The 20,642-nt window shown below is 70.6% G+C and carries 17 protein-coding genes; 8 read left to right on the top strand and 9 right to left on the bottom strand.

Translation table 11 applies throughout. The annotated features are described in order from the left end of the window. Positions 1–154 precede the first annotated feature (154 nt). The 3 genes from ACFY12_RS27985 to ACFY12_RS27975 form a co-directional block, all read right to left on the bottom strand. Entirely contained in the window at positions 155–610 is a 456-nt protein-coding gene (locus ACFY12_RS27985; protein WP_390718678.1) for a PPOX class F420-dependent oxidoreductase, read from the bottom strand. 65 nt (positions 611–675) lie between these two features. Continuing rightward, positions 676–1,095, bottom strand: a complete 420-nt coding sequence (locus ACFY12_RS27980; protein WP_390718677.1) for an Imm10 family immunity protein — start codon at positions 1,093–1,095, stop codon at positions 676–678. Beyond that, positions 1,092–5,795 (bottom strand): DUF6531 domain-containing protein, encoded by a 4,704-nt coding sequence (locus ACFY12_RS27975; RefSeq protein WP_390718676.1) that lies wholly within the window; start codon positions 5,793–5,795, stop codon positions 1,092–1,094. Before ACFY12_RS27975 ends, ACFY12_RS27980 begins: the two co-directional genes overlap by 4 nt. A gap of 398 nt (positions 5,796–6,193) precedes the next feature. Here ACFY12_RS27975 and ACFY12_RS27970 point away from each other — a divergent pair, with 398 nt between their 5' ends. The 4 genes from ACFY12_RS27970 (at position 6,194) to ACFY12_RS27955 (ending at position 10,400) form a co-directional block, all read left to right on the top strand. Then, complete coding sequence (locus tag ACFY12_RS27970; protein WP_390718675.1) at positions 6,194–6,766, top strand: toxin; 573 nt, start codon at positions 6,194–6,196, stop codon at positions 6,764–6,766. 78 nt (positions 6,767–6,844) lie between these two features. Next, complete coding sequence (locus ACFY12_RS27965) at positions 6,845–8,059, top strand: MAB_1171c family putative transporter (RefSeq protein WP_390718674.1); 1,215 nt, start codon at positions 6,845–6,847, stop codon at positions 8,057–8,059. Further along, positions 8,056–9,057, top strand: a complete 1,002-nt coding sequence (locus ACFY12_RS27960) for an aldo/keto reductase (RefSeq protein WP_390718673.1) — start codon at positions 8,056–8,058, stop codon at positions 9,055–9,057. The genes ACFY12_RS27965 and ACFY12_RS27960 overlap by 4 nt, the downstream gene beginning before the upstream one ends. A 266-nt stretch (positions 9,058–9,323) precedes the next feature. Next, on the top strand, positions 9,324–10,400 hold the full coding sequence (locus ACFY12_RS27955) for a mechanosensitive ion channel family protein (RefSeq protein WP_390718672.1): 1,077 nt from the start codon (positions 9,324–9,326) through the stop codon (positions 10,398–10,400). Between the two features lie 105 nt (positions 10,401–10,505). Here ACFY12_RS27955 and ACFY12_RS27950 read toward each other — a convergent pair whose 3' ends face one another. Together ACFY12_RS27950 and ACFY12_RS27945 are read right to left on the bottom strand one after the other, a co-directional pair. Continuing rightward, a complete protein-coding gene (locus ACFY12_RS27950; protein ID WP_390718671.1) occupies positions 10,506–10,973 on the bottom strand; it encodes a DUF5709 domain-containing protein in 468 nt (155 codons plus the stop codon). 145 nt (positions 10,974–11,118) lie between these two features. Beyond that, positions 11,119–11,529: a DUF2795 domain-containing protein gene (locus ACFY12_RS27945; protein ID WP_390718670.1), complete on the bottom strand. Its 411-nt coding sequence runs from the start codon at positions 11,527–11,529 to the stop codon at positions 11,119–11,121. A gap of 316 nt (positions 11,530–11,845) precedes the next feature. Between ACFY12_RS27945 and ACFY12_RS27940 the strand changes: the two genes are divergently transcribed. After that, positions 11,846–12,934, top strand: coding sequence for a hypothetical protein (locus ACFY12_RS27940; RefSeq protein WP_390718669.1), 1,089 nt, complete (start codon positions 11,846–11,848; stop codon positions 12,932–12,934). Positions 12,935–13,053: 119 nt separating this feature from the next. On the opposite strand, the gene ACFY12_RS27935 is transcribed toward ACFY12_RS27940, so the two are convergent. Together ACFY12_RS27935 and ACFY12_RS27930 are read right to left on the bottom strand one after the other, a co-directional pair. Then, complete coding sequence (locus ACFY12_RS27935; protein ID WP_390718668.1) at positions 13,054–14,493, bottom strand: MFS transporter; 1,440 nt, start codon at positions 14,491–14,493, stop codon at positions 13,054–13,056. After that, positions 14,490–15,437, bottom strand: coding sequence for a nucleoside hydrolase (locus ACFY12_RS27930; protein WP_390718667.1), 948 nt, complete (start codon positions 15,435–15,437; stop codon positions 14,490–14,492). The genes ACFY12_RS27935 and ACFY12_RS27930 overlap by 4 nt, the downstream gene beginning before the upstream one ends. Before the next feature lie 337 nt (positions 15,438–15,774). Here ACFY12_RS27930 and ACFY12_RS27925 point away from each other — a divergent pair, with 337 nt between their 5' ends. The 3 genes from ACFY12_RS27925 to ACFY12_RS27915 all read left to right on the top strand — a co-directional run bounded on the left by ACFY12_RS27925 (position 15,775) and on the right by ACFY12_RS27915 (position 18,585). Continuing rightward, complete coding sequence (locus ACFY12_RS27925; protein WP_390718666.1) at positions 15,775–16,812, top strand: LacI family DNA-binding transcriptional regulator; 1,038 nt, start codon at positions 15,775–15,777, stop codon at positions 16,810–16,812. 100 nt (positions 16,813–16,912) lie between these two features. Further along, a complete protein-coding gene (locus ACFY12_RS27920) occupies positions 16,913–17,431 on the top strand; it encodes a lytic polysaccharide monooxygenase auxiliary activity family 9 protein (protein WP_390718665.1) in 519 nt (172 codons plus the stop codon). A 206-nt stretch (positions 17,432–17,637) separates the two neighbouring features. After that, the gene (locus tag ACFY12_RS27915) at positions 17,638–18,585 is read left to right on the top strand and encodes a hypothetical protein (protein ID WP_390718664.1); all 948 of its coding nucleotides are present in this window, start codon (positions 17,638–17,640) and stop codon (positions 18,583–18,585) included. A gap of 217 nt (positions 18,586–18,802) precedes the next feature. Here ACFY12_RS27915 and ACFY12_RS27910 read toward each other — a convergent pair whose 3' ends face one another. Next, positions 18,803–19,207: a DUF779 domain-containing protein gene (locus ACFY12_RS27910; protein WP_390718726.1), complete on the bottom strand. Its 405-nt coding sequence runs from the start codon at positions 19,205–19,207 to the stop codon at positions 18,803–18,805. Between the two features lie 264 nt (positions 19,208–19,471). Further along, positions 19,472–20,590: a PP2C family protein-serine/threonine phosphatase gene (locus ACFY12_RS27905; protein WP_390718663.1), complete on the bottom strand. Its 1,119-nt coding sequence runs from the start codon at positions 20,588–20,590 to the stop codon at positions 19,472–19,474. Between the last annotated feature and the right edge of the window lie 52 nt (positions 20,591–20,642).

The raw sequence follows: 20,642 nt of genomic DNA, 5'->3' as shown, positions 1-20,642 counted from the left end.
CGCCGTCTCCGGTCGGGTGTGGTCATGCCTATGCCGACCCGTTGCTGACTTTCCTGGCGTTCCGTCAGTCCTTCGGCGCGGATGTCACGGCCGGCTGGAGGGCCTCCTCGCACCATTGGAGCGGCCCCCAACGTTGGAGAGGCCGCCCATAGAGCTAGAGCGCATCCGACGGATCGCTCGCTCCGGGCGCTCCTGTGGGGAGCGGTTCGATCCCGCGTACGCGACGTACCCGTGACGGTTCGATGAGCACGATGACCCGCTGTTCACCGGGGATACGCCACTCGAACCGCTCGGTTCCCAGGTACGTGTGGGCCAGCACGTCCATGTTCCGGTCCGCTTCCGGTCCCTGTACGAACCGGACGGCACGGCCGCGGATCTGTACCCGGTCGAACGGATCGGCCGCGTCCGCATGGGACAGGCACACCCGTGGGTCACGGCGCAGATTGCGTTCCTTGACCCGGCCGACCGCGGTGTTGAACAGGAGCAGGTCCCCGTCGAGGCCCACCCACATGGGGCTCACGTGGGGCGACCCGTCCCGGTTGACCGTACCGACATACCAGATGTGCGGTGCTTCGATCCTCAGGCGGATGTCATGCGGCAGCGCAACCATGAAGCAAGTATTGCCCGGATAGGACTCGCCGGACAGGGACAGGGACAGGGACGCGGACCAGGGCGCTAGGTCAGCTCGATGTGTTGCGGGTGCTGTTCGGGGTTGCCGTAGGTGAGTGCCCGGCGGAGTCCCGAGGCGAGCGCGGCTACGTCGTCATCCGGGACGTCCAGGTGCAGGGTGAGGGAGGGAGAGGGCAGTCCCAGTCCGCTGGTGGCTTCTTCTGTGAAGGACAGCCTGAGCGTGTTGCCGGTGAGTACGGCTTCTTCGATGCCGCCGTAGTGTGTGGCTCCGCTTTCGGCCATGACGCAGTAGGTGTCCAGGCCCAACTGCTCGTCCTGGTCGTCGGGTTCGTACAGGGAGATCTGGATGATCAGCTGGTGTCCTTCCCCCTGTTGCTCGGCCATGCCGACGGTGAAGCATTCGTCGGGCTCGTTCTCCTCCACGACGACGGTGTCGATCTGCATGGTGGGAGGCTGTGTGGTCACCTTCCGCGCCTTCCTGCTCGCCATTCGTTTCCGTCCCCCCACCGGTAGATGAAGTTGGCGCCGGTCTCCGCTTGGGCGCGGTTCATGGAGCCGCGGCACTGCGGGCAGGGGGGCCGTGTGCCGTTGATGACCACTGTCTCACCCGGGCTGACCGGTACGAGGTTCGCGTAGGGGTCATTGGCTATGGGGCGGGTGGGAGATCCGCCGGACATCCTGCCGACCCGGTTTTCGGTGTGGCTCGCCAAGGAGCCGTTCGGGAAGCCGAGGGCGCGTTCCTCCGGGGTCTGGTTGCCGCTGCGGAGGCCGTATCCGGTACGGAGGCTGCCGTCGGGGCGGTAGACGTAGACATCGGCGTAGTGGGTGCAGGGGGCGAGGCCGAGGGGGTCGGCCCAGGTGTGGGGGTTGTGGACGTAGGTGACGGGGTTGGGGGCCGGCTCCAGTCCGAGGGGATCCGGGGAGGCGTAACGGGCGCTCTCGGGGTCGTAGTAGCGGTAGACGTTGTAGTGGAGCTGGGACTCGGCGTCGAAGTACTGGCCGGGGAACCGGTGGGGTGTGTACGCGGTGCTGGTGTGGGTCCAGGCGGTGGTGCCCCACAGGGTGCTGCGGGCCCGCCAGGCCGGGGTCCCGTGTTCGTCGATCAGTTCGGCGGGGGTGCCGGTGAGGTCGGTGACGATGGCGAAGAAGCGGCGGTCGATGTCTTCCTGCGGTGCTTCGCCCTGAGGTGCTTCGCCGGTCTTTCGTTCGGCCTGGGCGCTGGTATTGCCGGTCCTGCTGGTCTTCTGTTCGGCCTGGGTCATGGGGCGGATGTCGTCGTACTCCCAGGTGAGGGTCACGTCCTCGGAGGTGGGGGAGGTGGTGGTCTCCTCGATGAGGGTGGTGCCGTCCCAGGTGAAGTCCGTGCGTGCCGGCTCCCCGGTGGGTTGCCGGGTCTGTTTGGCGATGCGCCGCCCCAGAGGGTCGTAGAGGTAGGTCCAGGTGGTGTTGTCGGGGGTGATGACGGTGGTCAGGCGGTTCTCGGCGTCCCATGCGTAGCGCCAGGTGTCCGGCTTCCGCGACAGGCGGGTCTTCTGGCGCAGGGTCATACGGCCTTGTGCGTCGTGTTCGTAGCGGATGCGGCCGGCACGGGTGATGCGGGTGCCGGTGTACGCGCGGCTTCCCTGTCCCTCCGCGTTCGGGTGCTGGCCGGGCCATCGGGCCTCGGTCTGGTTGCCGAGGCCGTCGTAGGCGTACTCCTCACGCCAGTTGTGGCCTTGCACATGGGTGACACGGCCCGCCGGGTCGAGGGTGAAGCGGCGGGTACCGGTGAGGAGGTCGTCGATGCCGAGCAGGCTTCCGGCGGCGTTGTAGGTGTAGCTGCGCTGCTGCACCGGGTGCTGATTGTTGCCGGCCGAGGCGGTCTGGCGGGTCAGCCGGCCCTGGGCGTCCCAGTCGTGGTCGAGGGCGAGCCACTGACCGAAGGTGCGTCTCTTCTCGCGGCCCACCGCGTCGTGCGTGAAGGCGATGGTGTGGCCGCAGGTGGTGAGGGCTTGCGGCCGGCCCGCCGGGTCGTAGGTGTAGTGGCTGACGACGGCGGCCGGGGTGGTGCGCCGGGTGCGTTGGCCGGCGGCGTCGTAGGTGTGCCGCACGGTGCGGCCGTTGAGGGTCTCGGCGGTGATCCGGCCGAGGGCGTCCCGCTGGAGCCGCAGCTCCGCATGGGGTGAGGTGGCGTGGATGAGCCGGCCGAGGGCGTCGTAGGAGTAGTCGGTGGGGGAGCCGTCGACGTCCTTGTGGATGATGTCGCCGTTGGTGTCACGGGTGTAGGAGATGTGCTGGCCCATCGCATTGGTGCGCTGGATGAGCTGCCCGGCGGCGTCGTGGGCGTAGGTGACCGTGCGGCCGTCGAAGTCGGTTTCCTCGCTCAGCCGGCCGGCCGGGTCGTAGTGGTACGTCCAGGCCGCTCCAAGGGGGTTCTCGACCTGGGTGAGTTGCAGTTCGGTGTTGTGGGTGAAGGTGTAGCGGACGCCGTCGGGGCCGGTACGGGCGGCGAGCTGGTCGAAGTGGGTGTACTCGAAGGAGGTACGGGCGCCGATGGCGTCGGTGTGCGTGACGCAGTTGCCTTCGCCGTCGTAGGTCCATGACTCGTGTGAGCCATCGGGGTCGGTGCGCCGGGCCAGGTGTCCTTCGGCGGTCCACGCCAGACGGATCACGGCGCCGGCCGGGTCGGTGAAAGCGGTGACACGTCCGTGGGCATCATGCTGATAGTGCGTGGTGGCCCCGACGGGATCGATGACGCTGGTCAGCAGGCCGGCGTCGTTGCAGGTGACCTGGGTGGTGGCGCCCAGCGGGTCGGTGACCGAGGACAGGTGCCCGCGCTGGTCGTAGGTGTAGCGGGTCACGGAACCCGCGGGGTCGATGAGCGCGGTGCGGTTGCCGGTGGCGTCGTACTCCTGCAGCCGGGTGGTGCCATCGGGCGAGGTGACGGTGCGGGGGAGTCCCAGGTCGTTGTACTCCACCGTCGTGCACAGCCCGTCGGGGCGGGTGACGGTCAGGGGTCTGCCCTGGTCGTCGTAGGTGTACCGGGTGGTGTGGCCCAGGGCGTCGGTGTGGGTGAGCGGGCGGTCGAAGTCGTCGTACGTGGTGCGGGTGGTGTGGCCCAGCGGGTCGACGGTGGCCGCCACCTGGAGGCGGTCGTTGATGAGGAACCGGGTCGTGTGGCCGAGGGAGTTGGTGACGGCTGTGATGCGGTGGCCGGTCTGCGGGTCGGTCCGGTCGTAGTCGTAGCGGTAGCGCAGATGCCCTTCGGTCCCGCCCTGGGCGGTGCACCGGCCTCGGTGGTCGTAGGTGTACTCGTAGCGGCTGTTGTTGGTGTCCACCCAGGCCGTCATCTGGTGGGTGCCGTCGTACTCGAACCGGGTGGGGGTGCCGCTGGAGTTGGTGACGGAGGTGAGGTTGCCGTGCTCGTCGTGGTCGTAGGACATCACCAGCGCGTCGCTGCCGCTGCCGTCGTCGGCGGCGCCTGCGAGGTGGAGGGCGGTGATGAGGCCGCGGTCGTCCGTGGTGAACTTCAGGTGGTATCCGGCACTGTGGCGGATCTCCACCGGAGCGCCGGTCCGGTCGTCATGGTCGAACGTGATCCGGTTGCCCTGCCGGTCGTTGATCTCGTCCAGCAGCGCGATGCCGGCGGCATGGGATGCCTGGGAGAAATAGCGGGTATGGCCGGTGTCCGGGTCGTGGATGGCCCAGTCGCCCTGGACGGTGCGCATGAGGGGCCAGCGCGGGCCCCGGGCGGGCAGAACCCTTTCGCCCGTTTCCGGTGTGGGGTAGCTGAGGAGCAGACCGGCTTCGGTGACGAAGATGATGCCGTGACGGTCGATCTCCAGGCGCTGATCGGCAGTGGATGACCAGGAGGGTCCTACGGAGCGGCCTGACCGGTAGGACGACTCGAATTTCCGGACGAACGTGAGCGGCAGTGCTCCGGGGAGTTCGAGGTCGGTCTGGCGCAGGTAGACCCGGCCGGTCGCGGCGTCCACCGGGTCGCCGCATCCTTGTACGGCCTTGTCGTCACGGGTGTTGTTGTGGGGGTGGTTCTGGTTCAGCTGGTCGCGGGGCTTGCTGTTGCCGCTGCCTCCGGGGCCCTTGCCGGTGGAATTGGGCGAGGTCCTGGGGGACTTCGGGTCCTTCCCGCCCCCTTTGCCGAGACCGGCGAAGTGATCCGAGATCGCCCGGTCGTTCTCATGGTGGTTCTTGGCCATCTGCTTGATGCCGCGGGTCATGTTGTCGTCGAGGTGCTTGGCGGTCTTCTTCACGCCGTCCTCGATGCCGTCGATGACCTTGTCCAGCATCGCGTTCGCCGCATCCGCGATCGCGTCCTTGCCGCGGGTCCGGCCGTGATGGCTCTTCGCCCGGCCGATTTTGCCGCCGGCCTTGTTGCGGAAGGTGCCCCCCGCGCTCTGCAGGCCCGTGACGGCGCGGTCGTGCTCGTCCGGGTCGAAGCTGAACCCACTGCCGGCGCCTCCTCCCCCTCCGCTGCCGCCGCCGGCGCTGAGGAGCTGCATGGAGGAGTCCTTGGCGCCTTGTGCGCCCTGGCTGAGACCTTCCTTGCCCGCCTTGGCCGTCTGGCCGAGATCGACGCCGTCCTTGACGCCCAGGGCGTTGGCGCCCAGCTGAACGACCAGGTCGCCGACCATCGCGCCGAGGGCTTCTTCGACGGGGGTCAGCGCGATACTGATGACCCGTTCGGCGACCTGCTCACAGACCTCTTTGAAGATCTTCCGCACGGCGACCCGGGTGGCCTGGGTGCCGGCCAGTGCGCCCAGTTCCGACAGGCCGAAGGTGAAGGGGGCCGCGGCCTGGGCGGCGATCACTTCAGCGGCGAGGATGGCGAGTTGGGCGATCGCGCCGATCTTGGCGCCCTCGATGAGGACGGCGACGCCGTCCAGCGCGGTGCCGGCCAGCCGGCCGCACTGCCCCAGATTCTTCAGATGCGTGCCGTTGATCTTGCCCCAGTGGGCGTTGAGCGCTTCGACCGCCACCGAGCCGCCCGCCGAGCCCACCAGGCCCTGGACGGCCTGATGCGCCTCCATCGCGCCGCTGTCGATGTCATCGGCGAACTCCCGCATGGAGTCGGCCATTTCGCGGTAGTCGTCCTCGTCCACGTTCGGCCACGAGATACCGATGATGTCGAGGATCTCATCCGCCCACCCCGGCAGAACCACACCCATGTGAACCCCCGCCCCCCTTGGCCGACTTCGACATCGGAGACCTTCTCACCAGCCTGATGGTTCCTCAAGACCTCTACGAGTTGCCCACTCCTTCTATGGCGGAAGGGTGCAAAAAGGACGTAGGCCGCATCACCGTGACTGCGCTGCCGACCTGTCCGCTCGCCGCGAGGCCCGGACGGGTGGTGGTACAGCCATGGCGATGTGTTGCCGGGGCCCGCGGCGGGCACGCGGCGGGCCTTCGGCCGGGGCGGCCGGGGCGGCCGGTCCGGCTTCAGTGCGGCGCCCTTCATCGCGTACCTTGGGCGCGAGCCGTCAACAGCGGCTTCCGGGCTCGGAGGACGGCTGCCGTCGGCCTGCGGGGAGCGAGACCGGTGGGCGGGAAGGAGTGGGCATCGGCCGTGGCCTCAGCCTCCAGGGCTCACAAGCAGCCCCGCAAGAAGAACCTCAAGTACCTGCGACGGGCTTCGGAGGCGGTGCTGGCGCGCCTGGACCTGCCCGACGGATGCACTATCGCCACGCTGATGGAACGGCTCAGCGCGGACCGTGGCCGCCCGATCCGGCTCGTCACGATGCCCTTGGGCGCGAAGACCCCCTGCGGTATGTGGCTGGCGACGGACTCGTTCGACGTGATCGTCGTCGAGGCGGACACCAGCCGTCTGCACCAGGATCACATCATCGCCCATGAACTCGCGCACATGCTGTGCGACCACTGCGACTCCGCGGGATTCGACACGACGGTGATGCAGCGTCTGCTGCCGGACCTGGATCCGCGGCGGGTGCGGGAGATGCTGGGGCGCGCCGCCTACTCCAGCGAGGAGGAACAGGAGGCCGAGACCGTCGCCTCCCTCATCCTCGAACGCGTCACCCGGCCTCCGGTGGAGTCGGTCTGGAACGTGCCGTCCGATGACGCGGAGACGGTCGCCCGGATCGAGAACTCGCTGAATCCGGGCCCGGGTTCCCATGGGCAGTAGTCCTCTGGGCGGTAGTGCTCCCGCGCACCTTCGCGCCACGGTCCGGCGGGGCGACTCGTGGGTCCGGCGGGGCGTCTCATGACCGGTGTGAAGGCCGTCGTCTTCCCCGCGTGTGCCGCCCTCTGCGTACTGGCCCTGCTCTACCGGCTGCGCGATCTGCGCCACCAGCGGGACGATCCGGCTCTGCGTGCACTGCTCATCGCGTTCTTCTTCAAGGGGATCTCCTTCACGCTCTCCACGCCTTCGGTCTCGCAGGCCGTGGACGCGCGCCTGGGCGTGGCCGATCTCGGGGCGCTCGGCATCCACCTCCTCGGCGGAGTCGCGTCCAGCGCCGCCTTCCTCACCGCGATCGTCTACTGGGTGTACCCGCCCGAAGTCGCCCGCCGGCGCGCTTTCGCCCGGCTGCTGGTCGCCGCCCTGTGCGCGGTCGCCATGCTCACCATGTGGGCGGCGGCTGGCGCGGAGGCACAGCAGCGCAGCGCGCACTATCTGCTGCAGAACGCGCACCGTCCGCTGGTCGCCGGGTATCTGCTGCTCTACGTCAGCGCGTTCGGCGCCGGAATGATCGAGATCATCCGGTTGTGCCTGCGCTACGGGCGGGTGGCCGGCCGGCAGTGGCTGCGAAGAGGGCTGTACTGCACGGCGATCGGCGCGAGCGCGTGTCTCGTCTACTGTCTCAACCGCCTGCTGTCGCTGATCGCGGTGCAGTGCGGACTGGACCCGCTGGAATGGGAACTGCTGACGCCGGTGGCCAACGGCACCGGCATCTTCTTCCTGGTGGCGGGGCTCACCATGCCGTCCTGGGGGCCTCACCTCTCCGCGGGGCGGCGTCTGGTCCGCAACTTCGTCACCTACCAGCGGCTGCATCCCCTGTGGAGCGCCCTGTACGCGGCCGTTCCGGACATCGCGCTCAACCCGCGTCACGCCGGCGGCCTCGCCCGCTTCCTGCCCGGGGACATCAGCTATCGCCTCTATCGCAGGGTCATCGAGATCCAGGACGGTCTGCTCGCGCTGCGCCCGTACATGGACCCGGCCGTGGCCGCCGGTGCCCGGCGGTCGGCCGAGGAGGCCGGGCTGGCGGGCGACCGGCTGCACGCCATGGTGCTGGCCCGCTCGCTGACGTCGGCCCTGCGCGCGAAGCACGACAACCGCCCGGTGGTCCAGGCGTCCGGGGCGCTCGGACCGGAGGCCGCACAGGCCGGGGGATACCCCGAACTGGTCGCGTGGCTGCTGTATGTCGCCCGCGCTTACACCGCTGTTCGTTCCACGGAGGAGAAGGTGAAGGTCCGATGAAGTACCGCCGGCTGGGCGTTGACGGCCCTGAGGTGTCCGCGATCGGCCTGGGCTGTATGGGCATGTCGATCGCCTACGGCACTCCGGACGAGGAGGAGTCCCAGCACACGCTCGACCGCGCCCTGGAGCTGGGCATCACCCTGCTGGACACCGCCGACGCCTACGGGCAGGGCGCCAACGAGGAGTTGGTCGGCCGCTGGCTGCGCCGGCACGCTCAGGAGCGGGACCGGATGGTCGTGGCGACCAAATTCGGCCTCCGCCATGATGCGGCCACCGGCCGGGTCGGCACCGTCGACACCTCCGCCGACTATGTTCCGCTCGCCTGCCGGGCCTCCTTGCGCCGCTTGGGCGTGGAGCACATCGATCTCTACTACGCGCACCGCCGTGACCCCGACACGCCCGTCGAGGAGACGGTCGGCGCCATGTCCCGGCTGGTGGCGGCCGGACTGGTCCGCCACATCGGGCTGAGCGAGGTCAGCCCCGCCACGCTCCGCAAGGCACACGCCGTCCACCCGATCAGCGCGATCCAGGTGGAGTACTCCCTCTTCACCCGCGACGTGGTGGAGGGCGAACTGCTCGCCACCTGCCGGGAACTGGGCATCGCCGTCGTGGCGTACTCCCCGCTCGGGCGCGGCATGCTCACCGGAGCCGTCTCCTCCCGCGACGACCTGGCCCCGCAGGACAACCGCCGGCGCTGGCCGCGGTTCGCCGACGAGAACCTCCCCCGGAACCTGGCGCTCGTAGGGGCCGTACGCGAGGTCGCCGAGCGGATCGGCTGCTCGCCCGGCCAGGCCGCGCTGGCCTGGCTGCTCGCGCAGGGCGAGGACATTGTGCCCATCCCAGGCACCAAGCGCCGTCGCTACCTGGAGGAGAACGTCGCTGCCGTGGCACTCTCGTTGACCGGGGCCGACCGTGAACTGCTGCGGCAGGCCGTGCCCGAGGAGGCAGTGGCGGGCGACCGGTACCCGGAACAGGCTCTGAAGCGGCTGGGGCACTGAGGCGCCGGGCCCGTCCCTGGGCACCGGATGGCGTGGGTCCGCGGTGTGGCGTTCGTACGGGCGGGTGCGCCGATGGCCGGGGGGTGCCTGCCGCGTGCCGTATGGCGTGCGGCAGGATGACGGACTGCGCCGGGAGCATCCGCGGATCCCCGGCGCCTTCGTGGTTCTGGAGATGGACAAGGTGAATAGGTGACGAAGTATCACATCCGGTGTGTGGCGGAACGGTTCTTCCAACGGTTCTTCCGGGGCGTGGGGGGCGGACGGTGATGAACCGCGCGCTGACGCCGCACGACGTGATCGTCGCCGGGGCCGCGCTGGCCGCCGGCATCGTGGCCGCCCTGCTGTCGCGGGCGGCCTTGCGACGGCTGGAGAGGTACGCGCGCAGGACGCGGTGGAGCGGGGACGACGTCATCGTCGACGCGCTGCGGACCGTGGTGCCCTGGGCGGCGATCTGCGCCGGTCTGGCGGTGGCGGCCGCGGCGCTGCCGCTGACGGCGACGGTCGGGCGCAACGTCAACCGGACGCTGACCGTGCTGCTCATCCTGGTCGTCACGTTCTCCGCGGCCCGGGTCATCACCGGTCTGGTGCGGTCCCTGGCCCAGTCCCGGTCGGGGGTGGCCGGATCGGCCACCATATTCGCCAACATCACCCGCATCGTGGTGCTGGCGATGGGCCTGCTCGTCGTCCTGCAGACCCTGGGCATCTCCATCGCCCCGCTGCTCACCGCGCTGGGGGTGGGCGGTCTCGCGGTCGCCCTCGCGCTGCAGGACACTCTTGCCAACCTCTTCGCGGGCGTGCACGTCCTCGCCTCGAAGACGGTACAGCCCGGCGACTACATCCGGCTGAGCAGCGGCGAGGAGGGCTATGTCGTCGATATCAACTGGCGCAACACCGTGGTGCGCGAGCTCTCCAACAACTTGGTGATCGTCCCCAACGCCCAGCTGGCCGGCACCAACATGACCAACTTCACCCGGCCGGAACAGCAGTTGTCGATCGTGGTGCAGGTGGGCGTCGGCTACGACAGCGACCTGGAACACGTCGAGCGGGTCACCGCCGAGGTCGTCACGAGCGTGATGACCGAGGTCACCGGCGCCGTACCCGACCATGAACCGGCCATCCGCTTCCATACCTTCGGGGACTCCCGGATCGGCTTCTCGGTGATCCTGGGGGTCGGCGAGTTCAGCGACCAGTACCGGATCAAGCACGAGTTCATCAAGCGGCTGCACCAGCGGTACCGGGCCGAGGGCATCCGGATTCCCGCCCCCACGCGTACGGTGGCACTCCAGCAGCCCGGGGGCATCGCGATACCGCAGCAGCGCGGGACGGCCGACCCGGCGGTCTAGGGGAGGCCCCTCCAGGAGCGGGGCCCATCAGAAGCGTAGGCCCATCAGAAGCGCCCTGGTGCCTGCCAGGGCGCCAGGGACTTCCGGCGCGGGCTCCGCCTTTCGTCAGCCGGGGAGGTCTTCGTCGTGTGCGATGTGCACCGCGGCCTCCTCCGCTGACGCGGCCCCGCCGTCGATCCCCACGTCGCGGGCGGAGATGTCATTGCTGCCGCCGCGCCAGAATCCCTCGTCGGCGCCCACGAGCCGGCCCGCCCGCTCGCGGCCGCACTCGATGTCCACCGGTTCCCCCACCCCGCCCGGCAGATCGCCGATGTCGTCACCGTCGGGCGCGGACACGTCCGGCAGCTCCACGGACAGCCGGTGCTCCAGCGACTCGCGGTCGTGCAGCTCCTGTGCGGTGGTGCCCTCGTGGTTGACCACGAAGGGCCGTTCGGGGGGTGAGTAGCCGGTGTCCAGCATCTCGTCGAGGTCGGGCTCGCCGAGGGCGTCCTCCATGTCGAGGTCGTTGGGGTTGTCCTGGGGATCGGACCTGGACGGCTGGTAGACCTCGTCGCCCATCGCGTCGTCGGACATGACCGCCCTCCTTCTCCCCATCGGCTCACCCCGCCGCGGTACGGCAGGTGCGGGTACACCTCAATTGTCCGCCACCTGCCGCCGCCCGGCACCGCCAGAGCGGCCGGAGGGGCACTGATCTCCGGGATGTCCGGAGGCCCCGGCCTCAGGCGCGGTGCTGTTCGGTGTGGAGCCCGACGGCCTGGGCGATGCTCTGCACATTGGCGAACCGCTCATGAGCGGGCAGCCGCTCGGCCACCCTGATCAGCTGGTCCGGTGCGTTGTTGCGGTGCAGTGTCTCGATGATCGTGTCCTTGTCGGCCGGGTACAGGCGCCGGCCGAGGTACTGGGCGAGCTCGGAGCGCAGCCCGACGTCCTGCTCGGTCATGCCGCGCGGCGTACCGCCGCGGAAGCGACTCTCAGGGGACAAGGCGGCCACCGGCTGGTCCTCGCCGGCCGGCTGGAGCTCGTACTCCTCAGGCGTCCGCAGCGCGCGCTCGGCGGTCAGCTGCTCGCGCAGTTGCCGCTTCATCACGTCGTCCCGGGCGGGGCCGGTCTTGTCCGTTCCGTGTTCCATGACCATGGCTGCCTCCGGCTCTACGTGTCGTACAGACCCGACGCGTTTCTCCCAGTTTCCCTGGTCCCGCCGCGCGAACAACCCGGAACGGGCGGCAGCGGCCCGGCGGTGCCGCTCCCGGGCCGTGGACGCGGTGTCCGTGCGGACGGGTACGGAAGCCCGGGCGGATGCGTACGGAGGGTGACCGGGCGCGCCGGACCAGTGATGAATATGGGGGCATATGCCGTAAATGCATACGAAATGGGTGAACGGGAATTCGTATGACACCCCACCGTGCCCCGGTGGCGGTTCACCGCGCATCCAAGGAGGCGACGCCATGCGACTCTCGCTCCTTCGGCCGGTCATCGACCGGCCAGGCCCTTGGGCAACGGTCTACGCCGATATCCAGCACGGTACCGAGGACGTCGAACGAGAACAGGAGCTGCTGGCCGGGGCCACCACGGCACAGCTCTTCGCGCTGGGCGCGGACGAGGCCACCTGCGGTGCCATCCACGAGGCCCTGGTCGCGCCGCGTCGTGGTGAACCGGGTGTGCACGCCGGGCGGGTGCTCTTCGCCGCCGACGGGGTGATCGTGCTGGACACCCCGCTGCCCGGGCCCCCTGCCCACCCCTTCGCGGCATGGGGGCCGGTGCCCCGGGTCACCCCGCTGCTGGCGGCCGTCGGCGACGATCCGGTATGCGTCGTGGTCCGCCTGGACCGCGCCGGGGCGGACCTCTCCGTCCTCGGGGAACGCGCCACCGGGGACGACCGGTCCGAGCGGCACGTCCGGACCCCGGCGCAGGGAACCGTCGAGCAGAGCGCCGCGGAGATCGCGGACGCGGTGCGCGAGGCCTTCGAGAGCTGTGGCGCCGAGGCCGTCGTGCTGATAGGCGAGGCCCACGAGCGGCACCTGGTGCACGAGAAACTGCCCGAACCGCTGCGCGCCGTCACCTACGAGAGCGAGCACGGCGCCCGGGCGCCCGGAGCCGAGCGGGACCTGGTGGAGCGGGACATCGCCCAGGTCCGGGCCGTCCAGGAACGCGACCACGAGAGGGTGGTGACGGACCTCTTCCGCGCCGGCGAGGGGGCCGGCGGCACGGTGGCCCGGCGCGCCGCGAGCGGTATCCCCGCGCTGGTCGAGGCGGCCCGGGAACACCGGATCGACACCTTGCTGGTCGCCGCGCACGGCACGGATGCCGCCCGGCAGGTCTGGGTGGGCCCCGGCGTCGACCAACTCGCCCTACGGGGTACGGAGTTGGTGGAGCTGGGGGAGGATCACCCGGCCTGCGCACGGGCCGATGACGCCCTGGTGCGGTCGGTGGCCGCGAGCGGCGCCGAGATCGTGGTGGTCCATGATCCGGAACAGGCCCCGGACGGCGGGCTCGGGGCGATCCTCCGCGGGACGGAGGAAGCGCCGCGGGAGTGAACGCCGGCCCTCGATTCGTTGATCCCTCGGTTCCTCGACCGCGGATCGTTCCTTGACCGCGGATCGCCGGCCCCGGTGGCGTCGCCCCGGGGCCGGGCCGCTCAGTGCTGCGCTTCGGCTCAGTGCTGCGCCTCGGCCGCCACCGGCTTCGGGATCAGGAAGGACGTGGCGATGGCCGCGGCCAGGATGACCACGCCCGCGATCATGCCGGCGGTGTAGCCGCCGGCCGACGCCGGATCCGCTGGTGCGGTCGCGGTCTTCACCGCGTACAGCACCGCGAAGCTCAGGCCAGCGCCGAGGTTGAACGCGCCCGCGTTCAGGCCGGGCAGGAAGCCCGGGTTCTCGCGCGGGGAGAGGACGATACCGAGCCCGTTCAGGACGATGTTCGCCACGCCCGCGTAGGCGATGCCCACGAGGACGGAGGTCACCAGCAGCAGGGCCCGCGAGTGGCCGTGCATCGTGAGCAGCATCAGCACGACGGTCGCCACCGAGCCGGCCAGGCCCAGCCGCAGGATCCGGCCGTACCCGAAGGTGGCCGCGAGGCGGCCAGCCAGCGGCCCCATCGCCAGTCCGGCGAGCGCGTACGGGGACAGCGTCCACCACGCGGACTGCTCGGCGCTCATGCCGAGGCCGGCCTGGGCGTCCTGGGCGAACGCCGGGATCAGACCGTTCATCACGGCGAAGACACCGGTCATGGTGAGCACGGTGGTCAGCAGGGTCGCCCAGGTGGCGCGCTGTTTGAGGTGGTGCGTGGCGACCAGCGGGTGGCCGCTGCGGTTCTCCGTACGCCAGAAGGCGGCGAAGGCTACCGCGGACACGACCACGAGGCCGGCGATCAGCGCCCAGTTCGCCGCGGCGAGCTTGCCCGCCTCGTTCAGTGCGATCAGCAGCGCGCCGACGGAGACGACGAGGAAGACGACCCCGGGCCAGTCCATACGGGTCGCGGCGGGGGCCTTCGTCTCGGGGGAGAGGGTGGCGACCGCGACGGTGGCGAGGACCGCGACCGCGGCCATCGCCCAGAAGACCGACGAGAAGCCGTGGTGATCGGCGAGGTAACCGCCCGCCAGGGAGTCGACGCCGGCGATCCCGCCGTTGACGGCGGTGATCACGCCCAGCAGCGTGCCGTACCGCTTCGGCTCCTGGACCTCGACCCGCAGCATGATCAGACACAGCGGGACGACCGGACCGGACACGCCCTGGATGATCCGGCCGGCGAACAGCATCGGCACGCTGGTCGCCAGGGCCGCGATCACACAGCCGACGGCCATCAGGGCCAGCATTCCGGCGAGCACCTTGCGGCGGCCGATGACATCGCCCAGCCGGGGCAGGAAGAGCGAGAACAGGGCCGCCGAGGTGAAGAACGCGGTCTGGGTGAGGCCGATCTCGGCGGAGCTGGCGCCGAGGGTGTCCTCGATGCTCTTCAGCGCGGGGCTGAGCATGCTGGCGTTGAGCTGGAAGGCGAAGCAGGCCGCCAGCAGCGCGGCGACCAGGACGCCGATGCGGACGCCCGAGCCCTGGGGTGCGGCGGACGGGCGTATGGAGGTCTCTACGGTGCTCATGCCTCGATGTCACCGATCCGTTCGAGCGCGTCGACGACCAGGTTCCAGAACCGCTCGTGGTCGAGGGCGACCGCGACCTGGGTGGTGCAGTCGTCCGGCGCGGGCGCACGGAAGTCCGTCACGGTCATCCCGACCGTCAGCGCGCCCCGCAGCTCGATGTCCACCGGGGCCCGGCGTACGGTCATCACGTCCGGGTCGATGACGTACGCGACCGCGCACGGGTCGTGCACCGGCGGGTGGTCGAAGCCCTGGTTCTCCCGGTAGGCCTCACGGAAGAAGTCCAGCAGCTCCAGAACGAAGGTCGCGGGCCGGGTACCGACCGCGGCGATCCGCTTCTCGACCGCGGGGGTGGCCAGCGCCTGGTGGGTGAGGTCCAGGCCGACCATCGTGACCGGCCACCGCTCGTTGAAGACGATATGCGCGGCCTCGGGGTCGATGGCGATGTTGAACTCGGCGACCGCGCTCCGGTTGCCCTGGTGGTAGCCGCCGCCCATCAGCACGACCTCGCGGACCCGCTCGACGATGCGCGGTTCCTTGCGTGCGGCGAGCGCGATGTTGGTCAGACCGGCGGTCGGCACGATCGTGATCTCGCCGGGCTCGTGGGACATCACCGTGTCGATGATCAGGTCCACCGCGTGCCGGCGGTCCAGCTCGATGGCGGGCTCGGGGAGGTCCGGGCCGTCCAGGCCGGTCTCACCGTGGATCTCCGGCGCCGTCTCGATGGCCCGTACGAGCGGACGCGGACAGCCGGCCGCGAAGGGGACACCGGTGATCCCGGCGATGCGTGCCACGGACAGGGCGTTGCGGGTCACCTTCTCGACCGTCGCGTTCCCGACCACGGTCGTCACGGCGACCAGCTCGACATCGGGATTGCCGTGGGCCAGGAGCATGGCGATCGCGTCGTCGTGCCCCGGGTCGCAGTCGAGGATGATCTTTCTGGCCAACGGGAGAGCCCCTTTGCTCTGCGGAACGGTGGTGCGGGGTGAAGTCTCTGGGAGCGCCGCAGGGGCTGCTGCCGCTGGAAAACGTTCTCCGAGAATTTGGCTCATTGCAGGCCCGAATGTCAACGGAGTGTGACGCATGCGACCGATTGATCCGCACCGCCGATACGGCGGGTGACCGGTGATAACGTTTGCCGCCATCCGTGGCCGTCCGTGGCCGTCGTCGCTATCCGTAGCCGTCGGCCGCCGCCGTCATCAGGGCTTCCGCTCGGCAGCAGTCGGCAGAACACGGCAGAACCCGGCAGGACTCGACAGCTCTCGACACGAGGGGCGCAGCACCGTGGCCGAAGTCACCCTGAAGGACGTCGCGCTGGCGTCCGGCTGCTCCATCGCCACGGTGTCCCGCGTCCTGGCCGGCACGCGCCCGGTCGGCGCCGAGACCGCCCGGACCGTACGCGCGGCCGCCGAGCGCCTGGGTTACCGGCCCAACCACGTGGCCCGCGCCCTGCGCAGCCGCTCCACCGGCACCGTCGGTCTTGTGCTGCCGCAGATCACCAACCCCTTCTTTCCCTCCCTGGTCCGGGAGCTGGAACACGCCCTGCACGCCGAGGGCCGGGCGGTGCTGCTCGCCGACTGCGACGACGACCCGGTCACCGAGGCGGACCGGATCGGCGCACTCCTCGCCCGGCAGGTGGACGCGCTGCTGCTGATACCGGTCGACGAGCGGCGCAGCCGGGAGGCGGTGGCCGCCGCGGCCGCCCAGGTCCCGCTGGTGCTGCTCGACCGTGGCTGCGGCCCGGGTGTCGCCGACTCGGTCGCCGTCGACAACGCGGCCGGTATGGACCTCGTCCTCACGCACCTGGCCGCCACCGGGCGCCGCCGCCCCTGCTTCATCGGGGCGGCCGGCACCGCGTCGGCGGCGGCCGAGCGGCGCGCCGCGTACGAGGCGGGCGCCGCGGCCCTGGATCCGGCGGCCCCCGGGCGCACGGCGCTCGGCGACTTCTCGGTGGAGTGGGGCCGGGCCGCTGTCGACCGGCTCTGGCCGTCCCGGCCGGACGCCGTGATCTGCGCCAACGACCTCATCGCGGCCGGTGCGCTACAGCGGCTGCGGCAGCTGGGCGCGGAGGTGCCGGGCGAGGTCGCGGTCACCGGTTTCGACGATATCCCGCTCGCCGGTCTCGCCGATCCTGCGTTGACGACCGTCCGTCAGCCGGTCGGTGAACTGGCCGCCGAGGCCGCCCGGTTGCTGGCCCGGCGGCCCGCCGGGGGAGTGGCGGAGGGCGGAGCCGGGGCGCGCCGGGCCGTCCGGCTCGCGCCCGAGCTCGTCGTACGGGCCTCCAGCGCGCCGGGGGAAACCCACCCCCTCGCCACCCCTTGACCGTACGCGGTCAGCTAGTAAAGTCCAGACCAATCACCTCACCCCTTGCGCCCTTCCCCCTCGTTCACCCCCCACCACCCCCCCTCGCGAAAGGGTTGACATGAACAGGAAAAGAAGGCTGGCCCTTGCTGTCGGCGCGGGCATCGCCCCGCTGCTCGTCGTCACCATGCCGGCGACCCCGGCCGGCGCCCACGGCTACGTGTCCTCGCCGCCCAGCCGGCAGGCGCAGTGCGCGGCCGGCACCATCGAGTGCGGTCCGATCAAGTGGGAGCCGCAGAGCGTCGAAGGCCCCAAGGGGCTGACCAGTTGCAGCGGCGGCAACAGCCAGTTCGCCGATCTCGACGATGACTCCAAGGGGTGGAAGGTCACCCCGGTCGGCAGCTCCCAGACCTTCACCTGGCGGCTGACGGCGCGTCACTCCACCAGCACCTGGCAGTACTTCATCGGCGGCCAGAAGGTCGCCGAGTTCGACGACGGCGGCGCCCAGCCGCCGGAGACCGTGACCCACAACGTCGACTTCGGCGGCATCACGGGCAAGCAGAAGATCCTCGCGGTCTGGAACGTCGCCGACACCGCGAACGCCTTCTACGCCTGTATCGACGTCAACATCGGCGGCTGATCCGCCCCGTTCCGGCGACCCCCTCCCGCTGTCCCGTCCCACCCCCTCGTCTCTCCCGGGCGCACCGCGTCGCACGGCGCCGCTCCGTGTCCCCCCGCGCCGGTCACCGTGTGTGCGGCACCCGGCAGGACGACGAGGGCGGTGGGCGCACCCGTTACGATCGGCCCTTCAAGGCCGTTGTGCGTGGCCGCTGCCGGGAGGAAGAGATGAGCCTGTTCCGCCGAGGACCGAAGCGGGATCCCCGCGAGGTGGTACGCGATGCGGAGTTCAGCTTCTTCTCCGAGCGCGAGGGCGGCGTCTTCCGCTCACAGGTCCGGCAGGCCTTCGCGGAACAGGGCCTGGAAGTGACCGCGTACGCCGGGGTGGTCACCGACTCCGCGGGCCGCCAGTTCGGCCTCGGCAACCTCGCCGCCGTGTGCCACCGCGACCGGCGCGGCGAGCGCGGCTGGCCGGTGCTGATCCGGGATCACGTCGGCAAGGTGCTGCGGACGATGGACGGCCCGCAGCCGCTGGAGATCCTCAGCGAGGACGAGATCCGGGCCTGCCTCTACCCCCGTGTCGTCGCCCAGGAGACGCTGCCCGCGTCGATCTCCTTCCGCTACGGCCGGGAGCCGGCTCCGGGGCTGCGGGAGGTCCTCGCGCTCGATCTGCCCGAGGCGGTGCAGATGCTGGGCGAGGACGCGCTGACGGACCTCGGTGACGTGGCCGAGCTGCGGATCCGGGCGATGAACAATCTGCGTGCCCTGCCGGTCGAGGGGCACGAGACGGTGCGGCGCGGCGACGGGACGACGTTCGAGGTGGTGCTCGGCGACTCGTTCTTCACCGCCAGCCGGGTGCTGGTGCTCGGTGAACTGGTGCCGCGGATCATGGGCACCCCGCTCGCCGCGGACGGTGCGCTGGTGGCCCTGCCCTTCCGTCACCAGCTGGCGTTCCACCGGATCCACGACGCCCAGGTGATCCCGGCGCTGCAGGCCATGGCGCAGTTCGCGGCGGCCGGGTACGAGGACGCGGCGGGCGCGATCAGCCCCCGGGTGTTCTGGTGGCGCCGGGGTGTGATGACGCCGCTGAGCGAGCCGGACGGCGACGGGCTGCGGGTGGTGCTGGACGGCGAGTTCCGTCAGTTGCTCGAGCGGCTCGTCCAGGACGAGGACTGACGAGGAGTGCCGAGGATTGACGAGGGCTGAGGCTCGGACGGCGTCTCCTATACCTGCCGCACGGGCACCTCGTCCGCCTCTCGCAAAATTTTTTGCGGAATCTCCACGAGGAACGGAACCGGCAGCCCCCTCCAGCCGTTTCTCTAAGTGAGGCCCCGCGTTCTCCCCCGTGCGTGGGGCCTCACCATTGCCCAGGAGGCATGCTCCCGGCCGCTGTTCACTCTCCGAGACGGGCCCGTTCCTCGTCGGTGAGCAGCCGGGAGCGAATCAGGAAGCGGACGCCCTCCGGCGCCTCCAGGGAGAATCCACCGCCCCGGCCCGGGACCACATCCACGGTCAGGTGCGTGTGCCGCCAGCGCTCGAACTGGTCCGCCGACATCCAGAACCCCACCGGCTCCGGCACTCCGTCCACGCTCAGCCGGGCCAGCAGCACATCCGACGCTCCGGTACGGAACTCCCCGGCCGGATAGCACATGGGGGCGCTGCCGTCGCAGCAGCCGCCGGACTGATGGAACATCAGCGGGCCGTGCTGATCGCGCAGCAGGCACAGCAGTTCGCCCGCCGCCGCGGTGAGCGCGATCCGGGAGGCGTCCTCCGCCGGCACGGCGTCCACGGCGGCCATCTCATAACCGTCCCCGCCGGCCATCAGCACCACCCCGCCTTCCGCGCGCAGCGGTCCGCGTTGTCCAGCGGCCCCCTGCTGTTCTGACATCGGTCCGCACATCGGTCCGCACATCGGTACATGCGTCGGTACATGCTCGGGTGCACGTCGTCTCGTCCCCTTCCTCACCCCGCGGCAGCGGTGGCCGCTCCCGCGGCCTCAGTCAACTGCCCGTCACGTTGCACGGTGGTTGCGGACGACGCGCGGAGGCGTACCGTGCCAGGCCTATGTTCGCCCGCCGGTGTGCCCGCTGCCCCGCGTGACCGCGAGCAGGGCCAGGTCATCGGTGATGCGGCCGCCGGTGTGGTGGGTCACCTCGGTGAGCAGGGTGTCGAGCAGCTCATCCGGCCCGGGGAAGTCGTGCCCGGTCAGCTCGGCCACGGGGTCGTAGAAGTCCCCGGCGCGGTTCCGCGCCTCGGTCAGGCCGTCGGTGTACAGCAGGAGCGTCGCCCCGGGAGGGAAGGGGACGGTGTCGGTCCGGTCCTCGTCGGGGCTCAGCTCCGCCAGCCCCAGGGGGAGGGCCGGCGCGGACGGTTCCGCCGTGTGCACCCGGCCGGCGTGCAGCAGGAGCGGCGCCGGGTGGCCGCGGTTGACCAGCCGCAGCTCCTCACCGCGGTGCGGGATCTCGACGAGCACGGCGGTGACGAACCCCTCGGTCCGCACCGGGCCCGACCGCCGCTTCCGCTCGCGTACCAGTGCCCGCTCCACCCTGGCTGCGATCCCGGCGAGCGTGGGTTCCTCATCGGCGGCCTCCCCGAACACCCCCATGGCCACGTTCACCGCCTTGATGGCGTCCATGCCCTTGCCCCGGACGTCGCCGACCAGGCAGCGTACGCCGTACGGGGTCTCCTGAGCGCTGTAGAGGTCACCACCGATCTGTGCGTCCTTCGCGGCAGCCTGGTAGCGCACGGCGATCCGCAGGGGCCCGATCGAGGCCGGCGGCTCCGGCAGCACGGCGCGCTGCACGGCGAGGGCGACTCTGCGCGCGGACTGCAGCCGTACGTTGCTGAAGTACATCAGACGGTTGACGACGACGGCGAGGGCCGAGACGGTCACGACCGATGACAGTTCGCTCAGCCCACCGGATTTCCCGAGGAGGCCGAAGTGGGCGAGCAGCGCGATGTCGGCGGCACAGGCACCGAGCCCTGCCAGGATCGTCGCGCGCAGCGACAGCAGTGCGGCGGCTGTCATCGGCGCGGCCGTGTAGAAGGCTTCTCCCGTGACGTGCGGATCGGTGCGGTAGTCGAAGACGGCACCTCCGACGAGCAGGACGACGGGCAGCAGCGGGAGGTGGCGCAGACCCCAGCGTCTGACCGTGGTGCGCTCCGTGCTCCGTGCCCTCACGTATCCGCTCCCGCTCCGTCGTGCTGTCCCGCTTCGTCGCGCCGTACAGCAT

It is taken from the genome of Streptomyces sp. NPDC001339, from assembly GCF_042895955.1.
In the GTDB taxonomy this organism is placed as follows: Bacteria; Actinomycetota; Actinomycetes; order Streptomycetales; family Streptomycetaceae; genus Streptomyces.
The sequence above is the reverse complement of the archived record's forward strand: the minus strand, read 5'-3'. Positions and strand labels throughout refer to the sequence as shown.